We start from the raw sequence: 24,756 nt of genomic DNA on the forward strand, positions 1-24,756 counted from the left end.
CGCACCACGTCTTCCACGCTGCGGTTGTGGCCGAGGTGGATCACCTCCGCGCCCTGGGCCTGGATCAACCGGCGCATGATGTTGATCGCGGCATCGTGGCCGTCGAACAGGCTGGCGGCGGTGACGAAGCGCAGCGGCGTGGCGTCGGGCTGTTGCTGCGGCACATGCTTGTCGAAAGGCGTAGCGGCGGGCGTGCTCATGCGCGGCGTTCCGGCGTGTTGCGAAGATGGTTTCGATTGTAACCCTGCCCCCGCGCGTGGCCCTGGGCCATACCCTTGCGTATTCAGACCGGCATCGGACGATGGCTTAGAATGCGCGCCCTGCGCCACCCGCCCTGCCCGTCCAAGGCGCATCCACCGGGTTTCCAACCTCCTCAACCACCGTCGGCACCGATGGCTTCCACGCGGTACCGGCCGGAGTTCTCCCATGATCTTCGAAACGCTCGACACCTTCGGCCACGAACAGGTCGTGTTCTGCCACAACAAGGACGCCGGCCTGAAGGCGATCATCGCCATCCACAACACCGTGCTGGGCCCGGCGCTGGGCGGCACCCGCATGTGGCCGTACCGGAGTGAAGCCGAAGCGCTGAATGACGTGCTGCGGCTGTCGCGCGGCATGACCTACAAGAACGCAGTGGCCGGCCTGAACATCGGCGGCGGCAAGGCGGTCATCATCGGCAACCCGGCCACCGACAAGTCCGAGGCGTTGTTCCGCGCGTTCGGCCAGTTCGTGGAATCGCTGGGCGGGCGCTACATCACCGCCGAGGACGTGGGCATCGACGTCAACGACATGGAATACGTCTATCGCGAAACCGAGTACGTCACCGGCGTGCATCAGGTGCATGGCGGTTCCGGTGATCCTTCGCCGTTCACCGCCTACGGCACCCTGCAGGGCCTGCTGGCGACACTCAACCGCAAGTTCGGCGACGAAGACGTGGGCAAGTATTCCTATGCCGTGCAGGGTCTGGGCCACGTTGGCATGGAATACGTGAAGCTGTTGAAGGAACGCGGCGCAAAGCTCTTCGTCACCGACATCAACCAGTCGCTGGTGGACAAGGCCGTGTCCGAATACGGCGCGGAAGCGGTGGCACTGGACGACATCTACGACGTGCCGGCAGACGTGTATTCGCCCTGCGCGCTGGGCGGCACCGTCAACGAACAAACCCTGCCGCGCCTGAAGTGCAAGGTCATCTGCGGCGCGGCCAACAACCAGCTGGCGAGCAACGAAATTGGCGATGAAGTGGTGCGTCGCGGCATCCTGTACGCGCCGGACTATGCGGTGAATGCCGGCGGCGTGATGAACGTGGCACTGGAGCTGGACGGCTACAACCGCGAGCGCGCGATGCGGATGATGCGCACGATCTACCACAACCTTTCGCGCATCTACGAAATCGCAGATCGCGACAACATCCCGACCTACATGGCTGCCGACCGTCTTGCCGAAGAGCGCATCGAGAAGATCGGCAAGCTGAAGCTGCCGCTGGGGCGTGGGCGCACCCGTTTCCAGGGGCGCATTCGCGGGCATTGACAACCCGCCCTGCGTTATCGGCTTGATCGTAGGTATCGAGCTTGCTCGACACACAGTGCGGAGCAAGCTCCGCACCTACGGCCAAGCCCATTGCATTGCGCCACCCATCACACCTGTGAGACCTGCACATGCGTCCATTTCCCCTCGGCGATGACATCGATGCCCTGCGCGAGGCGGTGCGCCGCTTTGCCGAAACCGAAATCGCGCCGCGCGCGGCGAAGATCGACGAAGACAATGCCTTCCCGCAGGATCTGTGGCCGAAGCTCGGCGAAATGGGCCTGCTGGGCATCACCGTGCCGGGTGCGCATGGCGGCAGCGAAATGGGTTACCTCGCGCATCTGGTGGCGATGGAGGAAATCAGCCGCGCTTCCGGCTCCGTGGGGCTGAGCTATGGCGCGCATTCCAATCTGTGCGTCAACAATCTGCATGCCAACGGCAACGATGCACAGCGCGCGAAGTACCTGCCGAAGCTGTGCAGCGGGCAGTTCAAGGGCGCGCTGGCGATGAGTGAGCCGGGCGCAGGCTCCGACGTGGTGGGTTCGATGAGTTGCCGCGCCGAGTTGAGAGGCGATGTGTGGGTCGCCAACGGCAACAAGATGTGGATCACCAACGGCCCGGAAGCCGACGTCCTCATCGTCTATATGCGCACCGCCAGCCGCGAGCTGGGCAGCAAGTGCATGACCGCCTTCATCGTCGAAAAGGGCATGCAGGGCTTTTCCACCGCGCAGAAGCTGGACAAGCTGGGCATGCGCGGCAGCAACACCTGCGAGTTGGTGTTCGAGAACTGCGAGATCCCGCAGGAGAACGTGCTGGGCGAAGTCAACAACGGCGTGAAGGTGCTGATGAGCGGCCTGAACACCGAGCGCCTTGTGCTGTCAGGCGGGCCGCTGGGATTGATGCAGGCGGCGCTGGACATCGCCCTGCCTTATGTGCGCGAGCGCCGGCAGTTCGGGCAGGCCATCGGCACCTTCGGCATCATGCAGGCCAAGATCGCCGACATGTACACCGCGCTGCAGTCCAGCCGCGCCTTCGCCTATCAGGTGGCGCGTGATTACGACGCCGGCCACAAGAGCCGCATCGACGCCGCGTCCTGCCTGCTGCATGCAAGCGAAGCGGCCGTGCAGGTGGCGCTGGAAGCCATCCAGACCCTCGGCGGCAACGGCTACATCAACGAGTTCGCCACCGGGCGCATCCTGCGTGATGCCAAGCTGTACGCGATTGGCGCAGGCACCAATGAAATCCGGCGGATGCTGATCGGGCGCGAGTTGTTCGCCGGCAACAGCTGATCTGGTTTTCTCCCTCTCCCGCTTGCGGGAGATGGCTGGAGAGGGGTAATCCCTCACTTGAGGACTCGGCGCTGCGCGCCTCGAACCCCTTCCCAGCCTCCCCCTGCAAGCAGGGGGAGGAGTTGACGCTCAAAACCGATACAACGCCTGCACCGACGCCATGCTGCTTTCATTCACGTCACTGCGGCGGCGGCTCAGGTCGAAGCGGAACACGGCATTCCCGCTCACGGCATTCAGGCCGATGCCGAACAACTGGCTGCGCTGCGCCAGCCCGATGCCTTGCAGCGGTGCCCACTGCGACAGGCCGGTGTAACTCGCATCGAAAGCGAAGCCGTCCGCCGACAGCGTGCGCTGCCATTCGGCGCGCGCATCCGCAGTGAACGCGACATCACCCACGCGCCAGCCGCGCGTGGCGCGCATGCCGCCAAAGGCCTGCCAGCGACTGCTGTCCCATGCGTTCGCACGCAGGCCAAAGCCGGTCGCGCTGCCTTCGGCGAAGCCATCGTTGGCGATGCGCACGTACTGGCTGCCGAGATACGGCGTCAGCGCGAACGCACCGGCATCGAAACGCCTGCCCACTTCACCGGACAGCGCGAGGTAATCGCCGGACAGCTGCGTCGCCACGGCATCGCGCAGCGCGCCGAGTTGCAGGTTGCGCTGCATCTGGCGGTCATAGCTGCCTGATGCAAATTGCGCCCGCGCCTGCCACGGCCCCTGCCAGCTGGCTGCGTATAGCTGCAGCTCGCGCTGGCGACCACGGCTGCGATCCCCGAACGCGCTCAGCCAGCTGGATTGTTCAAGGCGGTTCATCGCCACGCCCAGCACCGCATGCTCGCCCAGCCGCCAGTCGTTGCCGATCATCTCGCCGGCGGCATCCATGCTGACGCTGTCGAAACCGGCCTGCGCCAATACGCCGCCGCTGGACAGGTCGCGATACCAGCCGCCACTGGCCTGCGGGCGGCGCGCCAGCGTATCGATGCGACCATCCAGCGTGCGCCGGCCCGCGTCGATGGCATCCAACGTCATCGATGCCGACGCAGCATGCAGCTCGCCCGACAGGCTGCGCAGCGAGGCATCCGCACTTGCAATGCTGGTGGACTGCTGCAACGCGCCTGCGGCATCGATGAACGTGGCACCGATGCCGACGGGCTGCAGCCCGGACAGTTGCCCGTCGATGGCCTGCATCGCCGATTCCACGCGCGCCGCCGAGGCGATGCTGATGCCATCCAGACCCAGGCCCGCCACGGCATTGGCCACGTTGATGCGGTTGATGTTGAGGAAGACGTTGTTGGCGTCGTAGCCCAGCGACGCATCCAGGAACACGTTGGACGCTGCCTTCAACGAGGAGAAGCTGCCGCTGACGCCGCCATTGGCGGTCAGCAGGGTTTCCTTCGCACTGGTGGTGTAGCCGGTCTTGACCCCGAGGATGGACATGGTGCCGGCAAGGCTGGCGCTGCCGGTGACCTGCAGTTTGCTGCCCAGCCAAACGCCAAGATTGCCGGTGGAAGACTGGGTGTAGTTGCCGGCGATGCTGGCAGGCGTGCTTGCTCCGCTCAGGAACTTGCCACTGTTGCTGACGTTGCCGCCAAACGCGCCGCTGGCCCAGACCGTACCCGCGCTGGCGATGGTGAGATTCGACTGCAGGCCCTTGCGCACATCCAGCCCGCCGGCGTTGACCTGGGTCGCGCCGGTGAACTTGCCGGCCTCGGCCAGGGTCAGATTGCCGCTGCCGTTCTTGACCAGCCCGCCGCTGCCGATGATTTCGTTGCGCCACACCGAATTGCCGGTGAACGACACGCTGAAATCACCCCATGCGAAGTTGCTCGGGCCCATCGCCGCCTTGGTGACATCCAGCAAGCCCCAGCCAAAGACCGTATCCACGCCCGCTGCGCCGAGATCCTTGGCCCCGCCAAGAATCGCCTGGCGCACCTGGTCGTTGGTGAAATACGGGAACGCCGCCCACACCACCGCCGCAGTACCGGACACCTGCGGCGCGGCATACGACGTGCCACCGCCTTGATACAGGCCACTGGTGGCCTGCGAAGTCGCGTCCGGGTCAATGAAGACCACGTTGCCCGGCGCGACCAGGCAGTAGTTCATGGCCGGCCCGCATTCCTGCGAATAGCTGGTCAGTTGGGTCGGATTGAGCGGATCCAGCGCGCCCACCGTCAGCCAGCCCTTTTCCAGCTCCGCATCGTTCGCCAGCGTGGGCAGCATGGCGTTGTCGGAAGGTTGCGAACGGAAACGCGAATCCTCGCCACTGTTGCCGCTGGCAAACACGATGATGCCGCCACGGTTCACCGTGAAATCCTTCCACGCCGTCGCAAGCTCGGTGGTCAGCGCCGGATCGTTCCAGTACAGACCACCCCACGAGTTGTTGATGATCTTGGCACCGGCATTCGCCATTTCCGCGTTCAAATCGCGGAAAAATGCGCCGTAACCATCGCCTGCCGTGATTTCGTTGCCCTCGCCAGAACCATCGTCGCTCGGCGGTGCATCACTGATGATGCGCGAGGAGACGATGGAGGCATCCTGCGCCACGCCACCGCCCCAGGTGGCGGTATTGCCCGAATTGGTGCCATCGCTATTGAGGTAATTGCCCAGCGCCGGGCGACCGGCGGCGAGCGACGCCACCACGGTGCCATGCCCGACGGCGTCATCCACGCTGAGATCGTTGCCGCATGCTGCCGTGGTGCAGATGTGGATGAAGCTCTTGGTCACCCGTCCGCTCAGCGTGGGGTGGTTGCGGTTCACGCCGGAATCCATGAAGCCGATGGTCACGCCCTGCCCCTTCAAGCCGGCGCCCAGCGCGCCCGCCGCATTGGTCAACAGCAGGTGACGATTGAGGCTGTTGTTGGTCAGCGCAAGCGGAGCGGCCAGCGTTGGAATGGTCGGCGGATTGACCGTCAGCGTGGCATCGTTGGCAACCGTGGGCGTGAAATCCAAGCCGGTTGGCGGCGTGGGCGTGCTGGGGGTTGTTGGCGTCGAGCGCACATTGCTGCCGCCGCCCCCGCACGCCGCCAGTGCCAGCGCGATGGCGCAGGGCAATACGGCAGCCGCATGCAGGCGGCGGATTGACGATGTGTTAGATGCGTTGCTGTTCATGATGTTCCTTGCTTCCCCGTTGCGCAGGCCACCGTTCTGGTGGATTGCTTGCGCGCCCTTTGTAAGCCCCGCGCCTGATTCGCGCAATGCGGGATTCCCGTATCCCGGCAAGCGGTCGCATTTCACGCAATAATCGGCGCTTCCGGCCATCCGGCCTCCTGCCCGGAGCTTTCCTCATGAGCGACGTCGTCATCGTTGGTGCCAAGCGCACCGCCATCGGTTCCTTCCTCGGCCAGTTCACCGGCACGCCCACGCCGGCACTGGGTGCAGCTGCGATCTCCGCCGCGCTGGCGCAGTCCGGCATCCCGGCGGACAAGGTGGACGAGGTCATCATGGGCTGCGTGTTGCCGGCCGGTCTCGGCCAGGCACCGGCGCGGCAGGCCTCGCGTGCCGCCGGCATCCCCGATGCCGCCGGCTGCACCACCATCAACAAGGTCTGCGGCTCCGGCATGAAGGCGGTGATGCTGGCCCACGACATCATCAAGGCCGGCTCCGCGCAGACGGTGGTTGCCGGTGGCATGGAATCGATGACCAATGCCCCGCACCTGCTGAACGGCTCACGCACCGGCCTGCGCTTCGGCAACGGCGAACTGGTCGATCACATGGCCTGGGACGGCCTGACCAATCCCGAGGACGGCAAGGCGATGGGCGTGTTTGGCGATGCCACCTGCGCCCAATATGGCCTGGATCGCGCCACCGTCGATGCCTTTGCCGCCGAAAGTGTGAAGCGCGCACAGGCCGCGCAGGCCGCTGGCGCGTTCGCCGCCGAAATCGCCCCGGTCACGGTCAAGAGCCGCAAGGGTGACGTGCTGATCGACAAGGACGAGGAACCGGGCAAGATCGACCCGGCCAAGATCCCCGACCTGCGCCCGGCCTTCGGCAAGGAAGGCGTGCTGACCGCCGCCTCGTCCTCCAAGATTTCCGATGGTGCCGCCGCACTGGTGGTGATGTCGTCCGCTGCCGCCACTGCCGCCGGCGCAACGCCACTGGCGCGCATCGTCGCGCACGCCACCCATGCGCAGGCACCGGAATGGTTCACCACCGCGCCGGTTGCGGCCATCAAGACGGTATTGGACAAGGCAGGCTGGACGGTGGCCGACGTGGATCTGTTCGAAGTCAACGAAGCCTTTGCCTGCGTGGCGATGGCGCCAATGAGCGACCTTGGCATCCCACATGGCAAGCTGAACGTGAACGGTGGTGCGTTGGCCTTGGGCCATCCCATCGGCGCGTCCGGCGCACGCCTGCTGGTCACCCTGATCCATGCGCTGAAAGCCCGTGGTGGCAAGCGCGGCGTGGCTTCGCTGTGCATTGGCGGCGGCGAGGCGGTGGCACTGGCACTGGAACTGGCGTAAACACCGCCGCAAGCACTGAACGCACAACGCAAAAAAAATCGTCTAACCGCTTGACACGCGACAATGGCTTGTCATCATGTTAGGGGCGCGCGGTTCGCGCGTTGTCCTAACACCCCATTCATCCAAGGAAATCGCATCATGTCCATCAACAAGATCCTGCTGGCGATGGCGCTGGGCCTGGCTCTGACCGCTTGCAACAAGCAGGAAGCCGCTGCCGAAGCCACCGCCGACGCCGCTGCTGCTGCCGACGCTGCCCAGGCCACCGCCGACGAAGCCGCTGCCACCGCCGACGCTGCCACCGCTGACGCCGCCCAGGCTGCTGCCGACACCGCCGCCCAGGCTGCCGACGCTGCTGCCGCTTCCGCTGAAGCCGGTTCCGCCGAGGCTGCTGGCCAGGCTGCCGATGCCGCCGAGCAGGCTGCCGACGCTGCCGAAGCCGCTGTCGAAGAAACCAAGTAATCGAGACGGCGACTCTTCGCCCTATCAATTACGCAGAATCGGAGAAGCCGTCGGTACGCCGACGGCTTTTTCGTACCCCCGGCCCGCCGGGGTTGTTGTAAGTCAGTGAACGACCCGCCGGCCCTGCCGGATCGCTAAGCGCACTGGCGTTGCCTGATCCGAAAACCGCTGTAATTTCAGACAACCCTTTCTGGAGAGAATCATGAACACCAAGCTCTACGTGCTCCTTGCCGCTGGCGTCCTCGCTCTGTCGGCCTGCAAGAACGAAGCCACCGAAGCCGCTGCCGCCGACGCGGCTGCCGCATCCGAACAGGCTGCCGACGCTGCCAGCGACGCCGCCGCTGCTGCCGGTGACGCTGCCGCCGCTGCTGGCGACGCTGCCGCTGCCGCTGCCGACGCAACCGTCGATGCAACCGCCGACGCCGCTGCTGCCGCCACCGACGCGACTGTTGACGCTGCCGCTGCTGCCGGCGACGCCGCTGCCGCTGCCGGTGACGCGACCGTTGACGCCGCCAAGGACGCAGCCGCTGCTGCTGCCGGTGCCGTCAAGGATGGCGCTGCCAAGGTCGAAGAAGCCGCCAAGAAGTAAGCCGCTTCGCGACATTGCTGTACAAGGAAGGCCCGCTTCGGCGGGCCTTCTTCTTTTTGGGGCGTTATCCTTGCCGGCTACGCATACATGGCCTGCCGCATGCCCGCGCTGACCTCGCAACTCGATACCCGCTCGCAGGATTTCCTCGACAACACCGCGCACCATCGCGAACTGGTGGCCGAACTCGACCGCCGGCTGGCCCGTGCGGCGGACGGTGGCGGCGAGAAGGCGCGTGCCAAACATGTCGAACGCGGCAAACTGCTGCCGCGCGAGCGCATCGACGCCCTGCTCGACCCGGGCTCGCCCTTCCTTGAAATCGCGCCACTGGCCGCCGAAGGCATGTACGACGATGCCGCGCCTGCGGCAGGCATGGTCTGCGGCATCGGGCGCGTGTGCGGGCAGGAAGTCGTCATCGTCGCCAACGACGCCACCGTCAAGGGCGGCACCTATTTCCCGATGACGGTGAAGAAGCACCTGCGCGCACAGGACGTGGCACGCGAGAACAAGCTGCCCTGCATCTACCTGGTCGATTCCGGCGGCGCGTTTTTGCCCTTGCAGGACGAGGTGTTTCCCGACAAGGAACACTTTGGCCGCATCTTCTACAACCAGGCGCGGATGAGCGCCGAAAACATCCCGCAGGTCGCGGTGGTGATGGGCAGTTGCACGGCCGGCGGCGCCTACGTGCCAGCGATGTGCGATGAATCCGTGATCGTGAAGGAACAGGGCACGATCTTCCTCGGTGGCCCGCCGCTGGTGAAAGCGGCCACCGGCGAGGTGGTGGATGCCGAGACGCTTGGCGGCGCAGACGTACACACCAGCATTTCAGGCGTGGCCGACCACTTCGCCGAGGACGACCGGCATGCGCTGGAAATCGCGCGCGGCATCGTTGCCAGCTTCAACCGCAGGAAAGTGCTGCCGGTGGCAACCCAGCCCGTGCGCGAGCCGCTCTACTCCGCCGAGGAGTTGTACGGCATCGTGCCGAAGGACGCGCGCCGCCCGTTCGACATCCGCGAGGTCATCGCCCGCGTCACCGACGGCAGCGAATTGCAGGAATTCAAGGCGCGCTACGGCAAGACGCTGGTGACCGGCTTCGCGCACCTGCACGGCTACCCGGTTGGCATCGTCGCCAACAACGGCATCCTGTTCGCGGAAAGCGCGCTCAAGGGCGCGCACTTCATCGAGCTGTGCAACCAGCGCGGCATCCCGCTGGTGTTCCTGCAGAACATCACCGGCTTCATGGTCGGCAAGAAGTACGAGCAGGCCGGCATCGCCAAGGATGGCGCGAAGATGGTGACGGCGGTGGCCTGTAGCCATGTGCCCAAGTTCACGGTGGTCATTGGCGGCAGCTTTGGCGCAGGCAACTACGCGATGTGCGGCAGGGCTTATGGGGCAAGGTTCCTGTGGATGTGGCCGAACGCGCGCATCAGCGTGATGGGCGGCGAACAGGCCGCCAGCGTGCTGGCAACGGTGAAGCGCGACGGCATCGAAGCAAAAGGCGGTGTGTGGACGCCCGAGGAAGAAGACGCCTTCAAGACGCCGATCCGCCAGCAGTACGAGGATCAGGGCAACCCCTACTACGCCACCGCGCGGCTGTGGGACGACGGCATCATCGACCCTGCCGATACCCGCCGCGTGCTGGGGCTGGGGCTGTCCGCCGCGCTCAACGCGCCTATCGAAGACCGGACACGCTTCGGCGTGTTCCGGATGTAAGCCACGATCTTGCAGGCCGGGATGTGATGTCCATCGCGCTCAACGACTTGCGCGATGATCTTCCCGCATTCAGGAAGATAGTTGCGCTAAATCGGTGATAGCCTCGGCAGTCCGCCCCCGAGGAGATTGCCACATGGCTATCTGGAAAGACCCGAGTCCGGCCCCCAAGGCCAATGAACCCGCCCGCTTCGACCTGGCATCGCCGACGCCCACCGACGAGCCTGTAGCACCAGCATCAACGCCCACGCCGATCCGCGCGGTGGAAACTGCCGCGCGTGAATCGGTGATCGCCGCCGATCTCGCCATCGAAGGCAAGATCGAAGGCAGCGGCCACGTCCGCATCGCCGGCAAGTTCAAAGGCGACGTCAAGGTGCAGGGCAACCTGACCATCGAACAAGGTGCCAAGGTCGCCGGCGGCGTGTCCGCCAACAAGGTGACATTGGCCGGCGAGCTGGAAGGCAACATCGCCTCCGCCCAGCAGGTGGAATTGCAGCAGAGCGGCGTCATCAATGGCGACCTGAAGGCCGGCACCCTGACCGTGGCGGCTGGCAGCCGCATTCGCGGCCATGTGGAATGCGGCTGGGGCGACAAGGATGGCAAGTCCGCAGGCAAGCCGGAGAACGGCAGCGCCGCATGAGCGCCATCCGCCCGGGAACGGCAGGTGCCACCCGCACCTGCCCGCACTGCAAAGCTACCATCCTGGAAAGCTCGGCGGTCTGTCCGGCCTGCCGTGGGCATCTGAAGTTCGATGCCCCGGCCATCGACGCCGCCCAGCGCTTCGTGCCGCTTAAAGTGGAAGGCACGGTGAACGCGCTGGATGACAATGCGTTCGAGTACACGATGGTGGTGGTGATCCGCAACGAACGCGGCGAGGAAGTCGGTCGCCACGTGGCGGGCGTCGGCGCGGTGTTTCCCGGCGAATCACGCAGCTTCAGCGTGACGGTGGAAGCGGTGCCGGCAAGTGGCAAAAAGCGGTTGAAGCACTAGCTAGGCGCTTAGGCGCAAGACCCTGCCGCCGTTCATTCCAGAACCCGAGGAAACAACCGGCGTGCCGATGAAGAAAAAAGCCAGCCGAAAAAGAAGACGAAGCCCCGCAGTGCGGGACTTCGCTGCCTTTCAAAACATACTGGCTATTTGAACTTGCAAACTACGTCGGCATTGCCCCAGTTAACTTGCAGAGCGTATGAGTCAGCCGATTTCAGTGGCACCACTTCCGCAACCAGGTCGCCTTTACAATAACGGTCAATGCCCCCATAAGCCACTTGTGCTTTTCGCCACCCATTGGCTTCCATTCGCTTCTGACCGTCCGCGGTTGTGAGCGCATCACCTGTCGCTCTCATATGCACACGTGCAGAGATGTAGACAGATTTCTTGTCGAATATTTCAACCTCGGACGACCTTGTGCCAGGGAAAGCCACAGTCACTTCATCCAACTCTCTGCAAATGGTCTCTCGGCTTGGTCTGGAAGATTTTCTCAAATAGCGCATATGACCAATGACGAGGTAAAAGCAGGCCGCGATAAAAGCCAGGCCGATTACATTCACGAAAATAGGTCGCAGTGACATCCTCACCACCCCGGCAACGACCACGGCGTTTGGGCACCGACGGAACCAGGCGAGACTTCTACACCAGCACCAACTCCATAGAGAATCGCACCGCCGCTACCAGGGGAATAGGCGGCACCACCGCCGATGACGCCGTGTGCTGTGGCGGAATAGCCAAGACCAGTAAGGAACTTATCCGTCTTAGCACCCCGTTCTTTTGCATCAGGGCAATTCGAGATCAGGTTTCCTGCATTTAACGAAAAACCAAGTCCACGTACCGGGTTTGGATACGCCCTTCCAATTCCGCCGGACGCAAAGATGTTGCCGCTACGGCTCAACGCGATGCTGCCCCCAAATACATATAGCGACCCCGATAGCTGAACGAAATCAGGCCCACGCGCTCCATTATGAGCTGCCATGTACGCATCACGTTGCGGCCCTGGCGGGAAAGTCCACGGCCCAATGCCTTCCAATCCAAGAGGATCCACGAACGATATTGGATTCCCGCCAACATAGGCATACGTGTTAATCCCGCCCCGCAGCCCAATCGGATCGCTCTGGAGATACCGCCCGCCGGCGTCGGGCAGATAATCCCGGTAGCCGTTGTGCCAGATGCCCGATTCGGCATCAAAGTACTGCCCCGGAAATCCGAGGTTGAGTCCGCCGATGCTGTCCGTGGTGACGCTTCGGTCGAATGCGGTATTGCTGGCCTTCCACACAATGGCCTTGCTGCTGTTGGTTGCCAGTTGCGGTCTGCCCAGATGGTCGTTGTGGAGGTAGTAGATCTGGTTGTTACGCACCATGGCGATGGGTTCGCCACCGTTCCAGATATAGCTGGTCCAGCCGTTGGCGTTCTTTTCCGCCAATAGCTGGTTCTGGCCTGCGTAGATGTAGCGGGTGTCGGCCACGGCCGGGCCGTACTTCGCCACCCGCTGATCCAGTGCATTCGTCGTGTAATAGGTCGTGGCACCTGACTTGGTGTGGCTTGCCAGCCTGCCAAATGGATCGTAGGTCAACGTATTGGTGACGCCATCCGTGCCGGTAAAGGCGGTGATGTCCCCGTTCGGGTTGTGGGTGAAGCTCCGGGTCAGGCTGCCGGTTACCGCCTGCGTCAGCCGGTTGTTTGTGCCGGCGATGGTGTAGGCCGTCGTGCTGGCCGGGCTGGTATTGCCCATGCTGGTGCGGTTGCCCACTGCGTCATGCCCATAGGTGGCAATATTGCCGCCCGCCAGTTCTGCCCGTGTCAGCCGCGAGAGCGCATCGTACTGGTACTGCTGGGTCTGATTGGCATCCACGCCATTGGTGATCGCCGTGATCCGGTCTGCCACATCAAAGCCGTAGGTCAGGCTCTGGATTGGCGTGCTGCCGTGCTTCGTGCTGATCCCGGTGACCCTGCGGTCGATGTCGTAATTGGTCGTCCGCCACAGGCCATTGCCATACCCCATGTACGCGGGTGGCCCCAGATACTGGTAACTATCGATGTGGGCAATGGTCTGCGTGCTGCCGTTTACCGTCGCGGTAATGGCGGTCAGATTGCCTGCGGCATAGCCGTAACCCACGCTGATCCCGCTGGGATAACCAATCCCGGATAAACGCCCCATGCCGTCGTAGCTGTAGGCCGTCCAGTCGTCATAGCTCATGCCTGCATTGCTGTCATGCCGAATCGAGACTTGCCCCTCCGGTGTATAAGCAAAGTGCGTCCAGACGCCGGCACTGCCATCCAAGCCACAGAGCATGCCTTTACCGTTTGTGCACCAGTCGTAACTGTATGCGCGACTTTGACCGCCACCCGTCACTGCCACCAACCGGCCCAGCGTGTCGTAACTGTAGGTCAGCGTGGACAAGTCCGCGCGCTGTGCCTGCGTTTGCTGCCCGGCACTGTTGTAAGTGAAGGTGGTCATGCCCGTGTCCGGGCTGGTCTGGCTGAGCAGGTTGCCCAGGCCGTCATACGCATAAGCCGTGACGTTGTTGCGGGCGTCGCGCACCAGTGCGGTCAGCCCCAGCGGCGTGTAGCCCATCAGGGTGACGCCACCGTTGGCATCGGTCACGCTGCTGACCCGGCGATGGCGGTCGTAGGCATAGCTGGTCGTGTTGTTCAGTGCATCCTTCACCCAGTCCACATCGCCATTGGCGTTGTAGTGGTAAGTAATGCTTTGACCGTTCTCGCCCTTGCGCTTGCTCAGGAAACCACCGGCATCGTATTCGTAGCTGACCTTGTGCTGGGTGGTCGTATAGAGAACCGGCATGAGCTTGTTGCGCGTCTCGTCCCACATCCTCGCCTGATAGCGATACGTGGTTGTCTCGCTGGTTGGTTGCGAGAGCAGGTTGTAAACGAAAGCCTGCTTCCGGGTTTCGACGCGGTTATATTCGTAATCGAGATCACCGAATTCGCCGATGTCTTCCAACTCCTCCGTTTTGGACACCGAAGTCACCCGGTCATAGGCATCGTAATTGGTTTCGATCCAGTTGCCGTCCGGCGTGGTGACCTTGATCGGGCGTCCACGATTGTCGTAGGTGGTGGTCGTGGTCTGCGCCACCCCGTTTACCGTCCGCGTCTCGGTCAGCACCTGCCCCCGCGCGTTGTACGTATAGCTGACCACTGCGCCGTTGGGCGAGGTGATCGTGCCGGGCTGGCCCAGCGCGTTGTAATTCGCGTAGGTCGTGGCGTGGTTCAGGCTGTTCTTCACCTCCAGCAGATTGCCGGCGCTGTCATAGGTGGAGGTCACGGTGTCGCCAGTGCCGGACAACGGGCCATCCACTGTCATCGTGGCGATCAGGCCATTGGGATGCACGATGTAGTCGTATGTGGTGGTCAGCGTACCCACGGTACCGCCGCCGTGGTTGGTCACCGCTACTGATTGCAGCAGCCGGGCGCGCGGGTCGCCGTCCGGATAGTAGGTGTAGGTGGTGGTATTCAGCGGCTGGCTGGTGCTGGTGCCAAACACCTTGATCTGGTTCAGGCGCGTCTTGCGGGTCGCATCCCAGATGTATTGCGTGATCTGCTGCTGGTCGGTTTCCCCGTTCGGGCCGATGCCGGTGATCTTCTGGACAATGCGGTTGTCGGCATCGTACGTGTAGTCCGTCTTGACCTCATCGCCATCCAGTTCGTAATCCACGTTGCCGTTGGTGTCATACACGGTTTCACGTACGCCACCTGCGCAAGTGCCCGATGGTGGGCGGGTGATACCCATGACGCGGCGTGCGCCATTAATGGTTGCGATGTCGTACACCGTCGTTTGCCCGAGGGCATTGGCAACCTCGGTCCTGTCATTTAAATAATTGAAATTGCTGCGTTCGACACCACCCTCGAGCCCCGACCATTGGACTCGCCCGTCAGCAAGATACTGGTAACGGGAATAACGCACTCCGTTAATCGAGATGCCCGTCAGGCGCCCCGCATCGAAATTGTCTTCGTAATGATAGATGCGCGTACCAAGCCCGTCCGGGTACACGACGCTGGCAAGAAAGCCGGCGGAACTGTAGCCATAGCCATAAGCTTTGCCGTTCGGCGCGGTGATCGCCACGACCTTGCCACCCGACCATGTCAATGAAATTGACCGACCGGAGGTATGGGTAATTGTCACCAGCTTGTTATTGGCATCGTAGGCATATGCAAGACCGATCCCGCGCTCGCCCAGAATCTTCTTCGGCTTGCCCTTCGAACTGAAAAGATGACGGGAACCATCCAGATAACTGACGATCCACTCACCATCAACAAACTGTAGGGTATCGCCCTCATCAGATGTCCAGACACCATCGCTCAAGCGGAAATGTGTTGCATATCCTGATGGATTATAGGCATGCACCGTCCGCAAAGGCTTGCCATTTGGATTACAGGTCTCATCTCGATCCAGCCATGCCCAGCAAACGTAATTTTCGTACTCGAATACCAAGGTGTAGTCGAAACTGGCGCTCCAGGACTGCCCAAATGCACCAATCTTGCTGTTGCTCCCGGTGTAGAGCCTCACTACCTGCAACGCCACGCCATCACCCATTGGGGTGATGTCGCCTTGCGGGAGGATTTTCTCGCCCGTCGCAATCAAGACCGGATGGGACGTCGCCATGACGCCTGGCTCGATCGACTGCGCGGCATCACCACTCCCCTTGCTTTTTTCACAGCCGGATTTCTGTAGTTTCTGGGCCTTTCCACCCACCCGGCCCACTGTCTGGGCATAACCGCCCACTTTATCGCGCGACCCCATGTAACTGGCATCCATGCCCCAGATGGGGCCTGACCAACCATATACGCTAAAAGATGCCCTGCTGCCCACAGCGGTTACTGTTTCAAGCGTCTTGATGCATTCACCCGGATGCGTCTGATCTGGACCCCATCCTGATGGGCATGTGCCATCCGGGCCAACAACCATGGCCTGCACCTTCCATGGTGCCAACAAGCTACCGAGTCCCAGCGCGCCACATACCATGTATTTCCAACATGTCGTACTCATGAATCTCCTTTGTGCCTTTTACTGCCAACGCGCGCATGAATACCCATGTCTGGCGGATCATGCCTGCGTCTTAAGACTCGCAAGACACACTCTTCACCACTCGCAACGAGTACCTTTCACCGCACCGATTCCCCCTCACAGAGGAAGATTGTTATCCACGATTGAAATCGTTTGCAACCCTTCCTCGCCGCGCCGGACTACGGCGCACACGCTTCCGTCATTCCCGCTTTTGATCGTCATTCCCGCTTTCGCCGGAATGACGGCATCGCTAGTCGCAGCTATCACACCCACCACAACCACCGCCGCCTGCCTTCGGCGCAGGCGCGATGAAACGGCCTATCGACTTCACCCATCCCGCCCTGCCCTCGCGCAGCAGCGGCAATGCGATGGCGACGCGCAGCTTGCGGGTGGTGGCGGGCAACTGCGAACGCATCACGATGGCGACGCTGGCAAGCACCACCAGCGCCACGATCAGGTATTGCGCCAGCAGCCCGGCGTCCATCTCATCCAGCACCGAGCGCCACCGCAATGCGGTAGGTCACGCACGAGGCCAGATACGCCAGCACGAACAGATAGCCTGCCGCCAGCGCCATCGTCTTCCACGAGCCGGTTTCGCGCTTGATCGCCGCCCAGGTGGCGAGGCACTGCGGCGCGTAGATGAACCACACCAGCAGCGACAAGCCGGTCGCCAGCGACCAGCCATCCTGGATCAGCGGCGTGAGTGCCTGCGCAGCGGCATCGTCATCCGCCGCAGACAGTGCATAGACGGTGGCAAGTGACGACACCGCCACCTCGCGCGCGGCAAGGCCGGGAATCAGCGCGATGCAGATCTGCCAATTGAAGCCGAGTGGCGCGAACACCGCCGCCAGCGCATGGCCGATGCGGCCTGCGAAGCTGTAGTCAATCGCCGGCAGCGTGGCATCCGCCGGCGCAGCCGGGAACGTGAGCAGCACCCACAGCAACACGGTCAGCGCGAAGATGATCCCGCCCACGCGCTTGAGGAAGATCATCCCGCGCTCCCACAGGCCGATCAGCACATCGCGCGGATTGGGCAGGCGATAGGACGGCAGCTCCAGCAGCAGCGGATGCTCGCCCTTGTCGCGCTTCCACTTCTTCATCACCCACGACACCGCCAGCGCACTGAAGATGCCGGCCATGTACAGGCCGAACAGCACCAGCCCCTGCATGCTGAAACCGCCCCACACGTCACGCGCAGGAATGAAGGCACCGATCAGCAGCGCATACACCGGCAAGCGCGCCGAGCAGGTCATCAGCGGCGCGACGAGGATGGTGGCAAGGCGGTCGCGCGGATCCTGGATCGAGCGCGTCGCCATGATGCCGGGGATGGCGCATGCGAAGCTGGACAGCAGCGGGATGAAGCTGCGCCCGGACAGGCCCGCGCCGGCCATCAGCCGATCCAGCAGGAACGCCGCGCGCGGCAGGTAGCCGGATTCTTCGAGAATCAGGATGAAGGCGAACAGCACCAGAATCTGCGGCAGGAACACGATCACCCCGCCAAGGCCGGCGATGATGCCCTCGACCAGCAAGCTGTTGAGCGGGCCTTCCGGCAGATGCGCGCCGGCCCATGCGCCCAGCGCTTCGGTGCCGGCCTCGATCAGATCCATCACCGGCGTCGCCCAGGCATAGACCGCCTGGAAAATCAGGAACATCACCACGCACAGCGCCAGCAGGCCGAACACAGGATGCAGCAGCCAGCGATCCAGCGCGTCGTCGATCTTCGCGGTGCGCGCGGGCATGCGCACGGTGGCGGCAAGCAGGCGGCGGGTTTCCTCGTGGATGTCGCTGCCTTCCGGCAACGCGGAAGCTGCGGTAGGCGGATTGGTTGCGAAGGCATCAAGCTTCGTCACCAGTGCATCGGCGCCATGGCGCTGCACGGCCACGGTTTCCACCACCGGCATGCCCAGTTCGCGCTGCAGGGCATCGACATCGATTTCGATGCCGCGACGTCGCGCGGCGTCGGCCATGTTCAACGCCACCACGATGGGTTTTCCGAGTTCGCGCAGCTCCAGCACGAAGCGCAGGTGCAGGCGCAGGTTGGTGGCATCGACCACGCACAGCAGCACATCCGGCGCGGCTTCGCCCGGATAGAAGCCGCGGATCAGGTCGCGGGTGACGGCCTCGTCCAGACTCGCCGGATTCAGGCTGTACGCACCCGGCAAGTCCAGCAGCGCATAGCTGCGGCCGGACGGCGCATGCAGCCGCCCTTCCTTGCGCTCCACGGTGACGCCCGCGTAGTTGGCGACCTTCTGGCGGCTGCCGGTGAGCAGGTTGAACAGGGCGGTCTTGCCGCAGTTCGGGTTGCCGACCAGGGCGATGCGCGGCGTGCTGGCTGCGGTGTTCATGCGCCGGCTCCCTGCTGCCGCAGGCGCACGCGCGCGGCTTCCGAACGGCGCAAGGCAAAGCGCGTGAAGCCCACCTGCACCAGCAGCGGTTCTGCGCCCAGCGGGCCAGCGGCCACCACTTCCACCTGCTCGCCGGAAACGAAACCCAGCTCACGCAGGCGGCGGGCGATGGGATCGTTCGGCGCGCGATCTTCCACGGCGTCAACGATGGCCGGCGTGCGGCGGGAAAGTTCGGTCAGGGTCATCGGTCGCCTGCGGCTGCCAGACAAATGGGAATTGTTCTCAATTCTAGCATCCAGGCCTGCCGGTATCATTCGCAACTGACGCATCTGTCCGTTCCGGAACCGCGCATGAGCCAAGCCCTGCAACTGCACCGTGACGGTTGTGTTGCCCGCCTGCGGATGACCCGCGCGCAGGTACACAACGCCTTCGATGCCGACCTGATCGCCGGCCTGACCGCCGCGCTGGACGAGGTGGCAATGGATGCCGCCATCCGCGTGCTGGTGCTGGAAGCCGAAGGCCCGTCGTTCTCTGCCGGTGCCGACCTCAACTGGATGCGCGGCATGGCCGCTGCCAGCGAGGAAGAAAACCGCACCGACAGCCTTGCCCTGGCCCGCCTGATGCGCACGCTGGACGAACTGCCCAAGCCCACCATCGCCCGCGTGCAGGGCGCGGCCTTCGGCGGCGGCGTGGGGCTGGTGGCCTGCTGCGACATCGCCATCGGCACGACGGAAGCCAGGTTCGGACTCACCGAATCCAAGCTGGGCCTGCTGCCGGCGGTGATCTCGCCCTACGTCATCAACGCCATCGGCCCGCGCCACGCACGGCGCTATTTCGCAACTGCTGAAATCTTCGACGCCACCGAAGCCCTGCGCATCGGGCTGCTGCATGAAGTGGTCGATGCCGACGCGCTGGACACCGCCGTGCAGCGGCAGATCAGCCTGCTGTTGAAATCCGCCCCAATTGCAACAGCCACTGCGAAGCAACTCGTCCGCGCTGTCTGCGCACATGCCGACGGAGCAAAACACGACGCCGACAACGCCGCACTGATCGCCCGCCTGCGCGTTTCGCCGGAGGGACAGGAAGGGCTGTCCGCCTTCCTCGACAAGCGCAAGCCAGCGTGGGTGCTCTAAAGCCATGTTCAACACCATCCTCATCGCCAATCGCGGCGAAATCGCCTGCCGCGTGATCCGCACCGCGCGCAGGCTGGGCATCCGCACCGTCGCCGTGTATTCGGAAGCAGATGCCGACGCACAGCACGCGCGGCTCGCGGACGAGGCGCACTGCATCGGTGGCCCGCGCCCGCAGGACAGCTATCTGCGCGGCGATGTGATCCTTGATGTTGCGAAAAAAACCGGCGCGCAGGCGATCCATCCCGGCTACGGCTTTTTGTCCGAGAACGCCGATTTTGCCGACGCCGTGCAGGCTGCCGGCATCGCCTTCATCGGCCCGGCAGGCAGCTCGATGCGCAAGATGGGCAGCAAGGCCGGTGCCAAGGATCTGATGGCGGCGGCGGGCGTGCCGGTGGTGCCGGGTTACACCGGCGAAGACCAGTCGCCTGAACTTTTGCAACGCGAGGCCGACCGCATCGGCTATCCGCTGATGATAAAAGCCGCGCACGGCGGCGGCGGCAAGGGCATGCGCATCGTGCGGCAGGCCAGCGAGTTCGCGGCCAACCTGCAAAGCTGCCAGCGCGAGGCTGCCAGCGCCTTCGGCCGCGACCGCGTGCTGCTGGAGCGCTACATCGAGCATCCGCGCCACATCGAGATCCAGATCTTCGGCGATGCACACGGCAACGCCATCCACCTCGGCGAGCGCGAATGCTCGGCGCAGCGCCGCTACCAGAAGGTGCTGGAGGAATCGCCCTCGCCCTTCCTCACGCCCGAGCTGCGCGCGCGCATGGGCGCGGCGGCGGTGCTGGCGGCGCGCGCCATCGACTACGCCAACGCCGGCACGGTGGAGTTCATCGTCGCGCCGTCGGGCGAGTTCTTCTTCATGGAGATCAACACGCGGTTGCAGGTGGAACACCCTGTCACCGAGGAAGTGACCGGTCTCGATCTGGTCGAATGGCAGTTGCGCATCGCCGCTGGCGAAGCAATGCCGTTGCAGCAGGATCAAATCACCCAGCGCGGCCACGCCATCGAAGTGCGGCTGTACGCGGAAGACCCGGATGCCGGCTTCCTGCCCGGCTCCGGCACGCTGAAGACGCTGCGCCTGCCCCCTCCCCAACCCTCCCCCGCAAGCGGGGGAGGAAGAGGATATGGACATGTGCGCATCGATTCCGGCGTGATCGAAGGCGACACCGTGACGATCTTCTACGACCCGATGATCGCCAAGCTGATCGTTTGGGACGAGGATCGCCCGCGCGCCCTCGCCCGCCTGCGTGATGCGCTGGCCGAAAGCAAAATCACGGGGCCGAAGTCGAACATCGCCTTCCTCGAACGGCTGGTGCGGCACCCGGCCATCGTGGAAGCACGCATCGACACCGGCTATCTGGATCGTCACCTCGACGAGTTCCTCGCGCCCGCCGAAACCGACACATCACTGCTGCTGGCCGCTGCCACCGCGCAGCTGCTGGCGCAGGAAGCCGAAGCCCGCAACATCGCAACGCAAGGCAACGATCCCACATCGCCCTGGGCCATCGCCGATGGCTGGCGTCTGGGCCATGGCGGCATCCGCCGGCTGGCCTTCGCACATGGCGATGCTCGCATCGAACTGACCGCACACGGCCACGATGGTGACTACGTCATCGAACTGGGGGACGCATCGCATGCGGTATCCGGCGCGCGCCTTGAAGGCGATGCCCTCAGCGCACGCATCGACGGCAGCATGCGCCGCTTCCGCGCCACCTGCGGCAACGGCGAGGTACTGGTGCATGACAGCCAGCAGCGCCTGCACCTGCACGCCGAGTCCGTCTATCGACATGCAGATCAGGCGTCGGGCAGCGCCGACCACCGCATCCGCGCGCCGATGCCGGGCCGCGTCGTTGTCGTGCAAAAACAGACCGGCGATGCCGTCAGCGCGGGCGATGTGGTGCTGGTGATCGAGGCGATGAAGATGGAGCTGGCGCTGAAAGCCCCGCGCGATGGCGTCATCGCCGAAGTCCGCGCGAAACCCGGCGATTTCGTCGAAGGCGATACCGTGTTGGCGACGCTGGAGTGATGCCATGAGCCTGCCTATCGACGTTCGCATCGTAGAGGTCGGCCCACGCGACGGCCTGCAGAACGAAAAAACCGACATCGGCACCGCCAACAAGATCGCGCTGATCGACCGGCTTTCGCGCACCGGCCTGCGCAGTATCGAGGCCACCGCCTTCGTCAGCCCGAAATGGGTGCCGCAGATGGCGGACGCCGCCGAGGTGCTGGCCGGCATCACGCGCGCACCCGGCATCGCCTATCCGGTGCTGGTGCCGAATGAGCAAGGTTACGAACGCGCGCGCGCGGCAGGTGCGGAGGAAGTCGCGGTGTTCACCGCCGCGTCCGAAACCTTCAACCTGAAAAACACCAACGCCGGCATCGATGAATCCCTGCAACGCTTCGCGCCGGTGCTGGCACGGGCCAAGGCCGATGGCGTGAAGGTGCGCGGCTATGTTTCCACCGTGCTCGGCTGCCCGTATCAGGGCGAGGTGCCGCTGGCCGAGGTGGTTCGCGTGGCGCGTGCGCTGCATGACATGGGCTGCTACGAGATTTCGCTGGGCGACACCATCGGCATCGGCACGCCACACAAGGCGCGGGCGATGCTGAAAGCGGTGGCATCGGAAGTGCCGATGGGCGCGCTCGCCATCCACTTTCACGACACTTGGGGACAGGCGCTGGCCAATGTGCTGGCCTGTCTGGAGGAAGGCGTTGCCGTCATCGACAGCGCGGTATCCGGCGCAGGTGGTTGCCCGTATGCGAAAGGTGCCAGCGGCAACGTGGCGACCGAGGATGTGGTCCATATGCTGCACGGGCTTGGCATCCGCACCGGCATCGACCTGCCCTTGCTGGCCGAAACAGGCCGCTGGCTGGCGGGCCTGCTGGGCCGCGAAACCGGCAGCAAGGCAGGCAAGGCGCTGGCAGCGCAGGCCTGATGCGGCACCGTCTCCGGTAAAATCGCGGTTTTCCGCCAGCAGGATTCCCCATGCAGATTTCCAGTGCGCGCGCCGTGGTCACCGGCGGCGTTTCCGGTCTTGGCTTCGCGGTGGCGAAGCGTCTGGTCGAAAACGGCGGCAAGGTCGCGCTGTTCGACGTCAACGACGACAAGGGCGCTGCCGCCGTCACTGAACTGGGCGATGCCAATGCCCGCTATTTCAAGACCGATGTCACCGACGAGGCCAGCGTTGCCGCGAATGTCGCCGCCGCAAAAGCGTTTCTGGGTGGCCTGAACGTGGCGGTGAACTGCGCCGGCATCCTCGGCGCGGGCCGCGTGCTGGGCCGCGAGGGCGCGATGCCGCTGGCGCAGTTCCGCACCACGGTGCTGGTGAACCTGGTCGGCAGCTTCAACGTCGCCAAGGCCTGCGCCGAGCTGATGCAGCACAACGAGGCCGGCGATGACGGCGAGCGCGGCGTGATCGTCAACACCGCGTCGGTCGCGGCCTATGAAGGCCAGATCGGGCAGGCTGCGTATTCGGCGTCGAAGGGCGGCGTGGTCGGCATGACCCTGCCGATGGCGCGCGAGCTTGCGCGCTTCGGCATCCGCGTGATGACGATTGCGCCGGGTGTGTTCTGGACGCCAATGGTCGATGGCATGCCGGACAACGTGCGCACCTCGCTGGAAGCCACCATTCCCTACCCGGCGCGCCTCGGCAAGCCCGCGGAGTTTGCCGATCTGGTGGCCTACATCCTTGGCAATACCTATCTCAATGGCGAGACGATCCGCCTTGATGGCGCGACGCGGCTTGCTCCGAAATAACAACCACCCTCACCCCTGCCCTCTCCCGCCAGCGGGAGAGGGGGAGACACGCATGAAGGCTTACGACATCAAGAAAGGCAACGTCGTCGAACACAACGGCGGCGTTTATCAAATCCGCGACATCGAGCGCAGCAGCCCGCAGGGCCGTGGCGGCAACGTGCGCTTCCGCTTCGTCATGTATGCCATTCCCGGCGGCAGCAAGCTGGACGCCAGCTTCGATGGCGACGACGACCTGCGCGAAGTGGACATGAGCCGCAGGCAGGCCACGTTCTCGTACAAGGACGGCGAGGCCTTCGTGTTCATGGACGACGAGGACTACACGCCCTACACGCTGGATGCGGACGTGATCGGCGACGACGCCGGCTACATCACCGACGGCCTGACCGGCATCTACGTGCAGTTGATCGAAGACGCGCCGGTGGCGATCCAGTTGCCGCAGCACGTCACGCTGGAAGTGGTGGACACCCCGCCGGAACTCAAGGGCGGCACCGCCACCAAGCGCCCGAAGCCGGCCAAGCTGTCCACCGGCATCGAAATCATGGTGCCGGAGTACATCGTCAACGGCGAGCGGGTGCTGGTGAACACCACCACCGGCGAGTTCGGCGGGCGCGCGGAGTAAGAAGGGCGCGCTACCTCATCTCGTCATTCCGGCGAAAGCCGGAATCCAGTTCCTAGGGAAGCTCTGAACAACTCCCGAAACGTCATTCCGGCGAAAGCCGGAATCCAGCTTTTTCAATGACTTACCAAAGAGCTAGATTCCGGCTTTCGCCGGAATGACGGCTTGTTCAGACCTTCCCTAGTTCCGTGAGAAAAAGCTGGATTCCGGCTTTCGCCGGAATGACGAGCTAATAGCAAATGACCTCAGCCATCGCCCCCGTCACCCTCTCCGGTCACGGCATCCGCCTGGAACCACTGTCGCGCGAGCACATCGCGCCCTTGCAGGACGCGGTGGACGACGGCGACATCGGCGCGCTGAACTACGTCAACGTGCCTGATCGCAATGGCATCCCCGCGTGGGTCGAACAGGCATTGGCGATGCGCGATGCCGGCCAGCACCTGCCCTTCGCCATCATCGCGGGAGGGCGCGTGGTCGGCAGCACGCGCTTCTATGACATCGACATGAGCGTGCCGACGCTCGCCATCGGCTACACCTTCCACGCGGCATCAAGCTGGCGCACCCACGTCAATACCGCGAACAAGCGGCTGATGCTGGGGCATGCCTTCGACACGCTGGGCGCGCAATCGGTGTTTTTCCACACCAGCCACCTCAACCTGCGCTCGCAGGCGGCAATTGAACGACTTGGCGCAAAACTCGATGGCGTGCTGCGGGCGCACAAGCGGCACAAGGATGGCAGCCTGCGCGATACCTATACTTACTCGATCATCGCGCCGGAATGGCCGGCGATCCGTGATCGACTGGATGCTCGATTGATGTAGTGCATGCCGAGCAAGCTCGGCATCTACGGATTCCCGCCCCTTGTAG

General features: G+C 63.9%; 21 protein-coding genes. 14 read left to right on the forward strand and 7 right to left on the reverse strand.

Features of this window, described 5'->3' with window-relative positions; all coding sequences use genetic code 11:
- Positions 1-200 (reverse strand): cobalamin B12-binding domain-containing protein (locus QM612_RS08170; protein WP_415253404.1); only part of this gene is annotated, 200 nt, incomplete at its 3' end.
- A gap of 226 nt (positions 201-426) precedes the next feature.
- Between QM612_RS08170 and QM612_RS08175 the strand changes: the two genes are divergently transcribed.
- Together QM612_RS08175 and QM612_RS08180 are read left to right on the forward strand one after the other, a co-directional pair.
- Positions 427-1,527, forward strand: a complete 1,101-nt coding sequence (locus QM612_RS08175; RefSeq protein ID WP_415253405.1) for a Glu/Leu/Phe/Val dehydrogenase dimerization domain-containing protein — start codon at positions 427-429, stop codon at positions 1,525-1,527.
- Between the two features lie 128 nt (positions 1,528-1,655).
- Positions 1,656-2,813, forward strand: a complete 1,158-nt coding sequence (locus QM612_RS08180) for an isovaleryl-CoA dehydrogenase (RefSeq protein WP_415253406.1) — start codon at positions 1,656-1,658, stop codon at positions 2,811-2,813.
- 129 nt (positions 2,814-2,942) lie between these two features.
- On the opposite strand, the gene QM612_RS08185 is transcribed toward QM612_RS08180, so the two are convergent.
- Positions 2,943-5,918, reverse strand: coding sequence for a S8 family serine peptidase (locus QM612_RS08185; protein WP_415253407.1), 2,976 nt, complete (start codon positions 5,916-5,918; stop codon positions 2,943-2,945).
- A 176-nt stretch (positions 5,919-6,094) separates the two neighbouring features.
- Here QM612_RS08185 and QM612_RS08190 point away from each other — a divergent pair, with 176 nt between their 5' ends.
- The 6 genes from QM612_RS08190 (at position 6,095) to QM612_RS08215 (ending at position 11,015) form a co-directional block, all read left to right on the forward strand.
- On the forward strand, positions 6,095-7,270 hold the full coding sequence (locus tag QM612_RS08190; RefSeq protein ID WP_415253408.1) for a thiolase family protein: 1,176 nt from the start codon (positions 6,095-6,097) through the stop codon (positions 7,268-7,270).
- A gap of 138 nt (positions 7,271-7,408) precedes the next feature.
- Positions 7,409-7,729: a hypothetical protein gene (locus QM612_RS08195; protein WP_415253409.1), complete on the forward strand. Its 321-nt coding sequence runs from the start codon at positions 7,409-7,411 to the stop codon at positions 7,727-7,729.
- A gap of 202 nt (positions 7,730-7,931) precedes the next feature.
- Complete coding sequence (locus tag QM612_RS08200; RefSeq protein WP_415253410.1) at positions 7,932-8,318, forward strand: hypothetical protein; 387 nt, start codon at positions 7,932-7,934, stop codon at positions 8,316-8,318.
- A gap of 99 nt (positions 8,319-8,417) precedes the next feature.
- Positions 8,418-10,028, forward strand: a complete 1,611-nt coding sequence (locus QM612_RS08205) for a carboxyl transferase domain-containing protein (RefSeq protein ID WP_415253443.1) — start codon at positions 8,418-8,420, stop codon at positions 10,026-10,028.
- A gap of 133 nt (positions 10,029-10,161) precedes the next feature.
- Positions 10,162-10,665 carry a bactofilin family protein gene (locus tag QM612_RS08210; protein ID WP_415253411.1) on the forward strand — a complete coding sequence of 168 codons (504 nt, stop codon included), beginning with the start codon at positions 10,162-10,164 and terminating at the stop codon, positions 10,663-10,665.
- Positions 10,662-11,015, forward strand: a complete 354-nt coding sequence (locus QM612_RS08215) for an FxLYD domain-containing protein (RefSeq protein ID WP_415253412.1) — start codon at positions 10,662-10,664, stop codon at positions 11,013-11,015. Before QM612_RS08210 ends, QM612_RS08215 begins: the two co-directional genes overlap by 4 nt.
- A 143-nt stretch (positions 11,016-11,158) precedes the next feature.
- Here the strand turns inward: QM612_RS08215 and QM612_RS08220 are convergent, their stop codons facing one another.
- The 5 genes from QM612_RS08220 to QM612_RS08240 all read right to left on the reverse strand — a co-directional run bounded on the left by QM612_RS08220 (position 11,159) and on the right by QM612_RS08240 (position 18,628).
- Entirely contained in the window at positions 11,159-11,593 is a 435-nt protein-coding gene (locus tag QM612_RS08220; protein WP_415253413.1) for a hypothetical protein, read from the reverse strand.
- A gap of 2 nt (positions 11,594-11,595) precedes the next feature.
- The gene (locus tag QM612_RS08225; RefSeq protein ID WP_415253414.1) at positions 11,596-15,789 is read right to left on the reverse strand and encodes an RHS repeat-associated core domain-containing protein; all 4,194 of its coding nucleotides are present in this window, start codon (positions 15,787-15,789) and stop codon (positions 11,596-11,598) included.
- Positions 15,790-16,288: 499 nt separating this feature from the next.
- On the reverse strand, positions 16,289-16,522 hold the full coding sequence (locus QM612_RS08230) for a DUF6587 family protein (protein ID WP_415253444.1): 234 nt from the start codon (positions 16,520-16,522) through the stop codon (positions 16,289-16,291).
- Position 16,523: 1 nt separating this feature from the next.
- Entirely contained in the window at positions 16,524-18,383 is a 1,860-nt protein-coding gene (feoB, locus tag QM612_RS08235) for a ferrous iron transporter B (RefSeq protein ID WP_415253415.1), read from the reverse strand.
- Positions 18,380-18,628 carry a FeoA family protein gene (locus tag QM612_RS08240; RefSeq protein WP_415253416.1) on the reverse strand — a complete coding sequence of 83 codons (249 nt, stop codon included), beginning with the start codon at positions 18,626-18,628 and terminating at the stop codon, positions 18,380-18,382. The genes feoB and QM612_RS08240 overlap by 4 nt, the downstream gene beginning before the upstream one ends.
- A gap of 105 nt (positions 18,629-18,733) precedes the next feature.
- Between QM612_RS08240 and QM612_RS08245 the strand changes: the two genes are divergently transcribed.
- From QM612_RS08245 to QM612_RS08270, 6 genes are all read left to right on the forward strand, one after another.
- Complete coding sequence (locus QM612_RS08245) at positions 18,734-19,516, forward strand: enoyl-CoA hydratase-related protein (RefSeq protein ID WP_415253417.1); 783 nt, start codon at positions 18,734-18,736, stop codon at positions 19,514-19,516.
- 4 nt (positions 19,517-19,520) lie between these two features.
- On the forward strand, positions 19,521-21,545 hold the full coding sequence (locus tag QM612_RS08250; protein WP_415253418.1) for an acetyl/propionyl/methylcrotonyl-CoA carboxylase subunit alpha: 2,025 nt from the start codon (positions 19,521-19,523) through the stop codon (positions 21,543-21,545).
- A gap of 4 nt (positions 21,546-21,549) precedes the next feature.
- On the forward strand, positions 21,550-22,452 hold the full coding sequence (locus QM612_RS08255) for a hydroxymethylglutaryl-CoA lyase (RefSeq protein ID WP_415253419.1): 903 nt from the start codon (positions 21,550-21,552) through the stop codon (positions 22,450-22,452).
- Positions 22,453-22,502: 50 nt separating this feature from the next.
- The gene (locus QM612_RS08260; protein ID WP_415253420.1) at positions 22,503-23,273 is read left to right on the forward strand and encodes an SDR family NAD(P)-dependent oxidoreductase; all 771 of its coding nucleotides are present in this window, start codon (positions 22,503-22,505) and stop codon (positions 23,271-23,273) included.
- A 52-nt stretch (positions 23,274-23,325) separates the two neighbouring features.
- Entirely contained in the window at positions 23,326-23,892 is a 567-nt protein-coding gene (gene yeiP / locus QM612_RS08265; protein WP_415253421.1) for an elongation factor P-like protein YeiP, read from the forward strand.
- 236 nt (positions 23,893-24,128) lie between these two features.
- Entirely contained in the window at positions 24,129-24,710 is a 582-nt protein-coding gene (locus QM612_RS08270) for a GNAT family N-acetyltransferase (protein WP_415253422.1), read from the forward strand.
- The last annotated feature ends 46 nt before the right edge of the window (positions 24,711-24,756 follow it).

Source organism: Thermomonas sp. (assembly GCF_047606765.1).
Classification (GTDB): Bacteria; Pseudomonadota; Gammaproteobacteria; order Xanthomonadales; family Xanthomonadaceae; genus Thermomonas.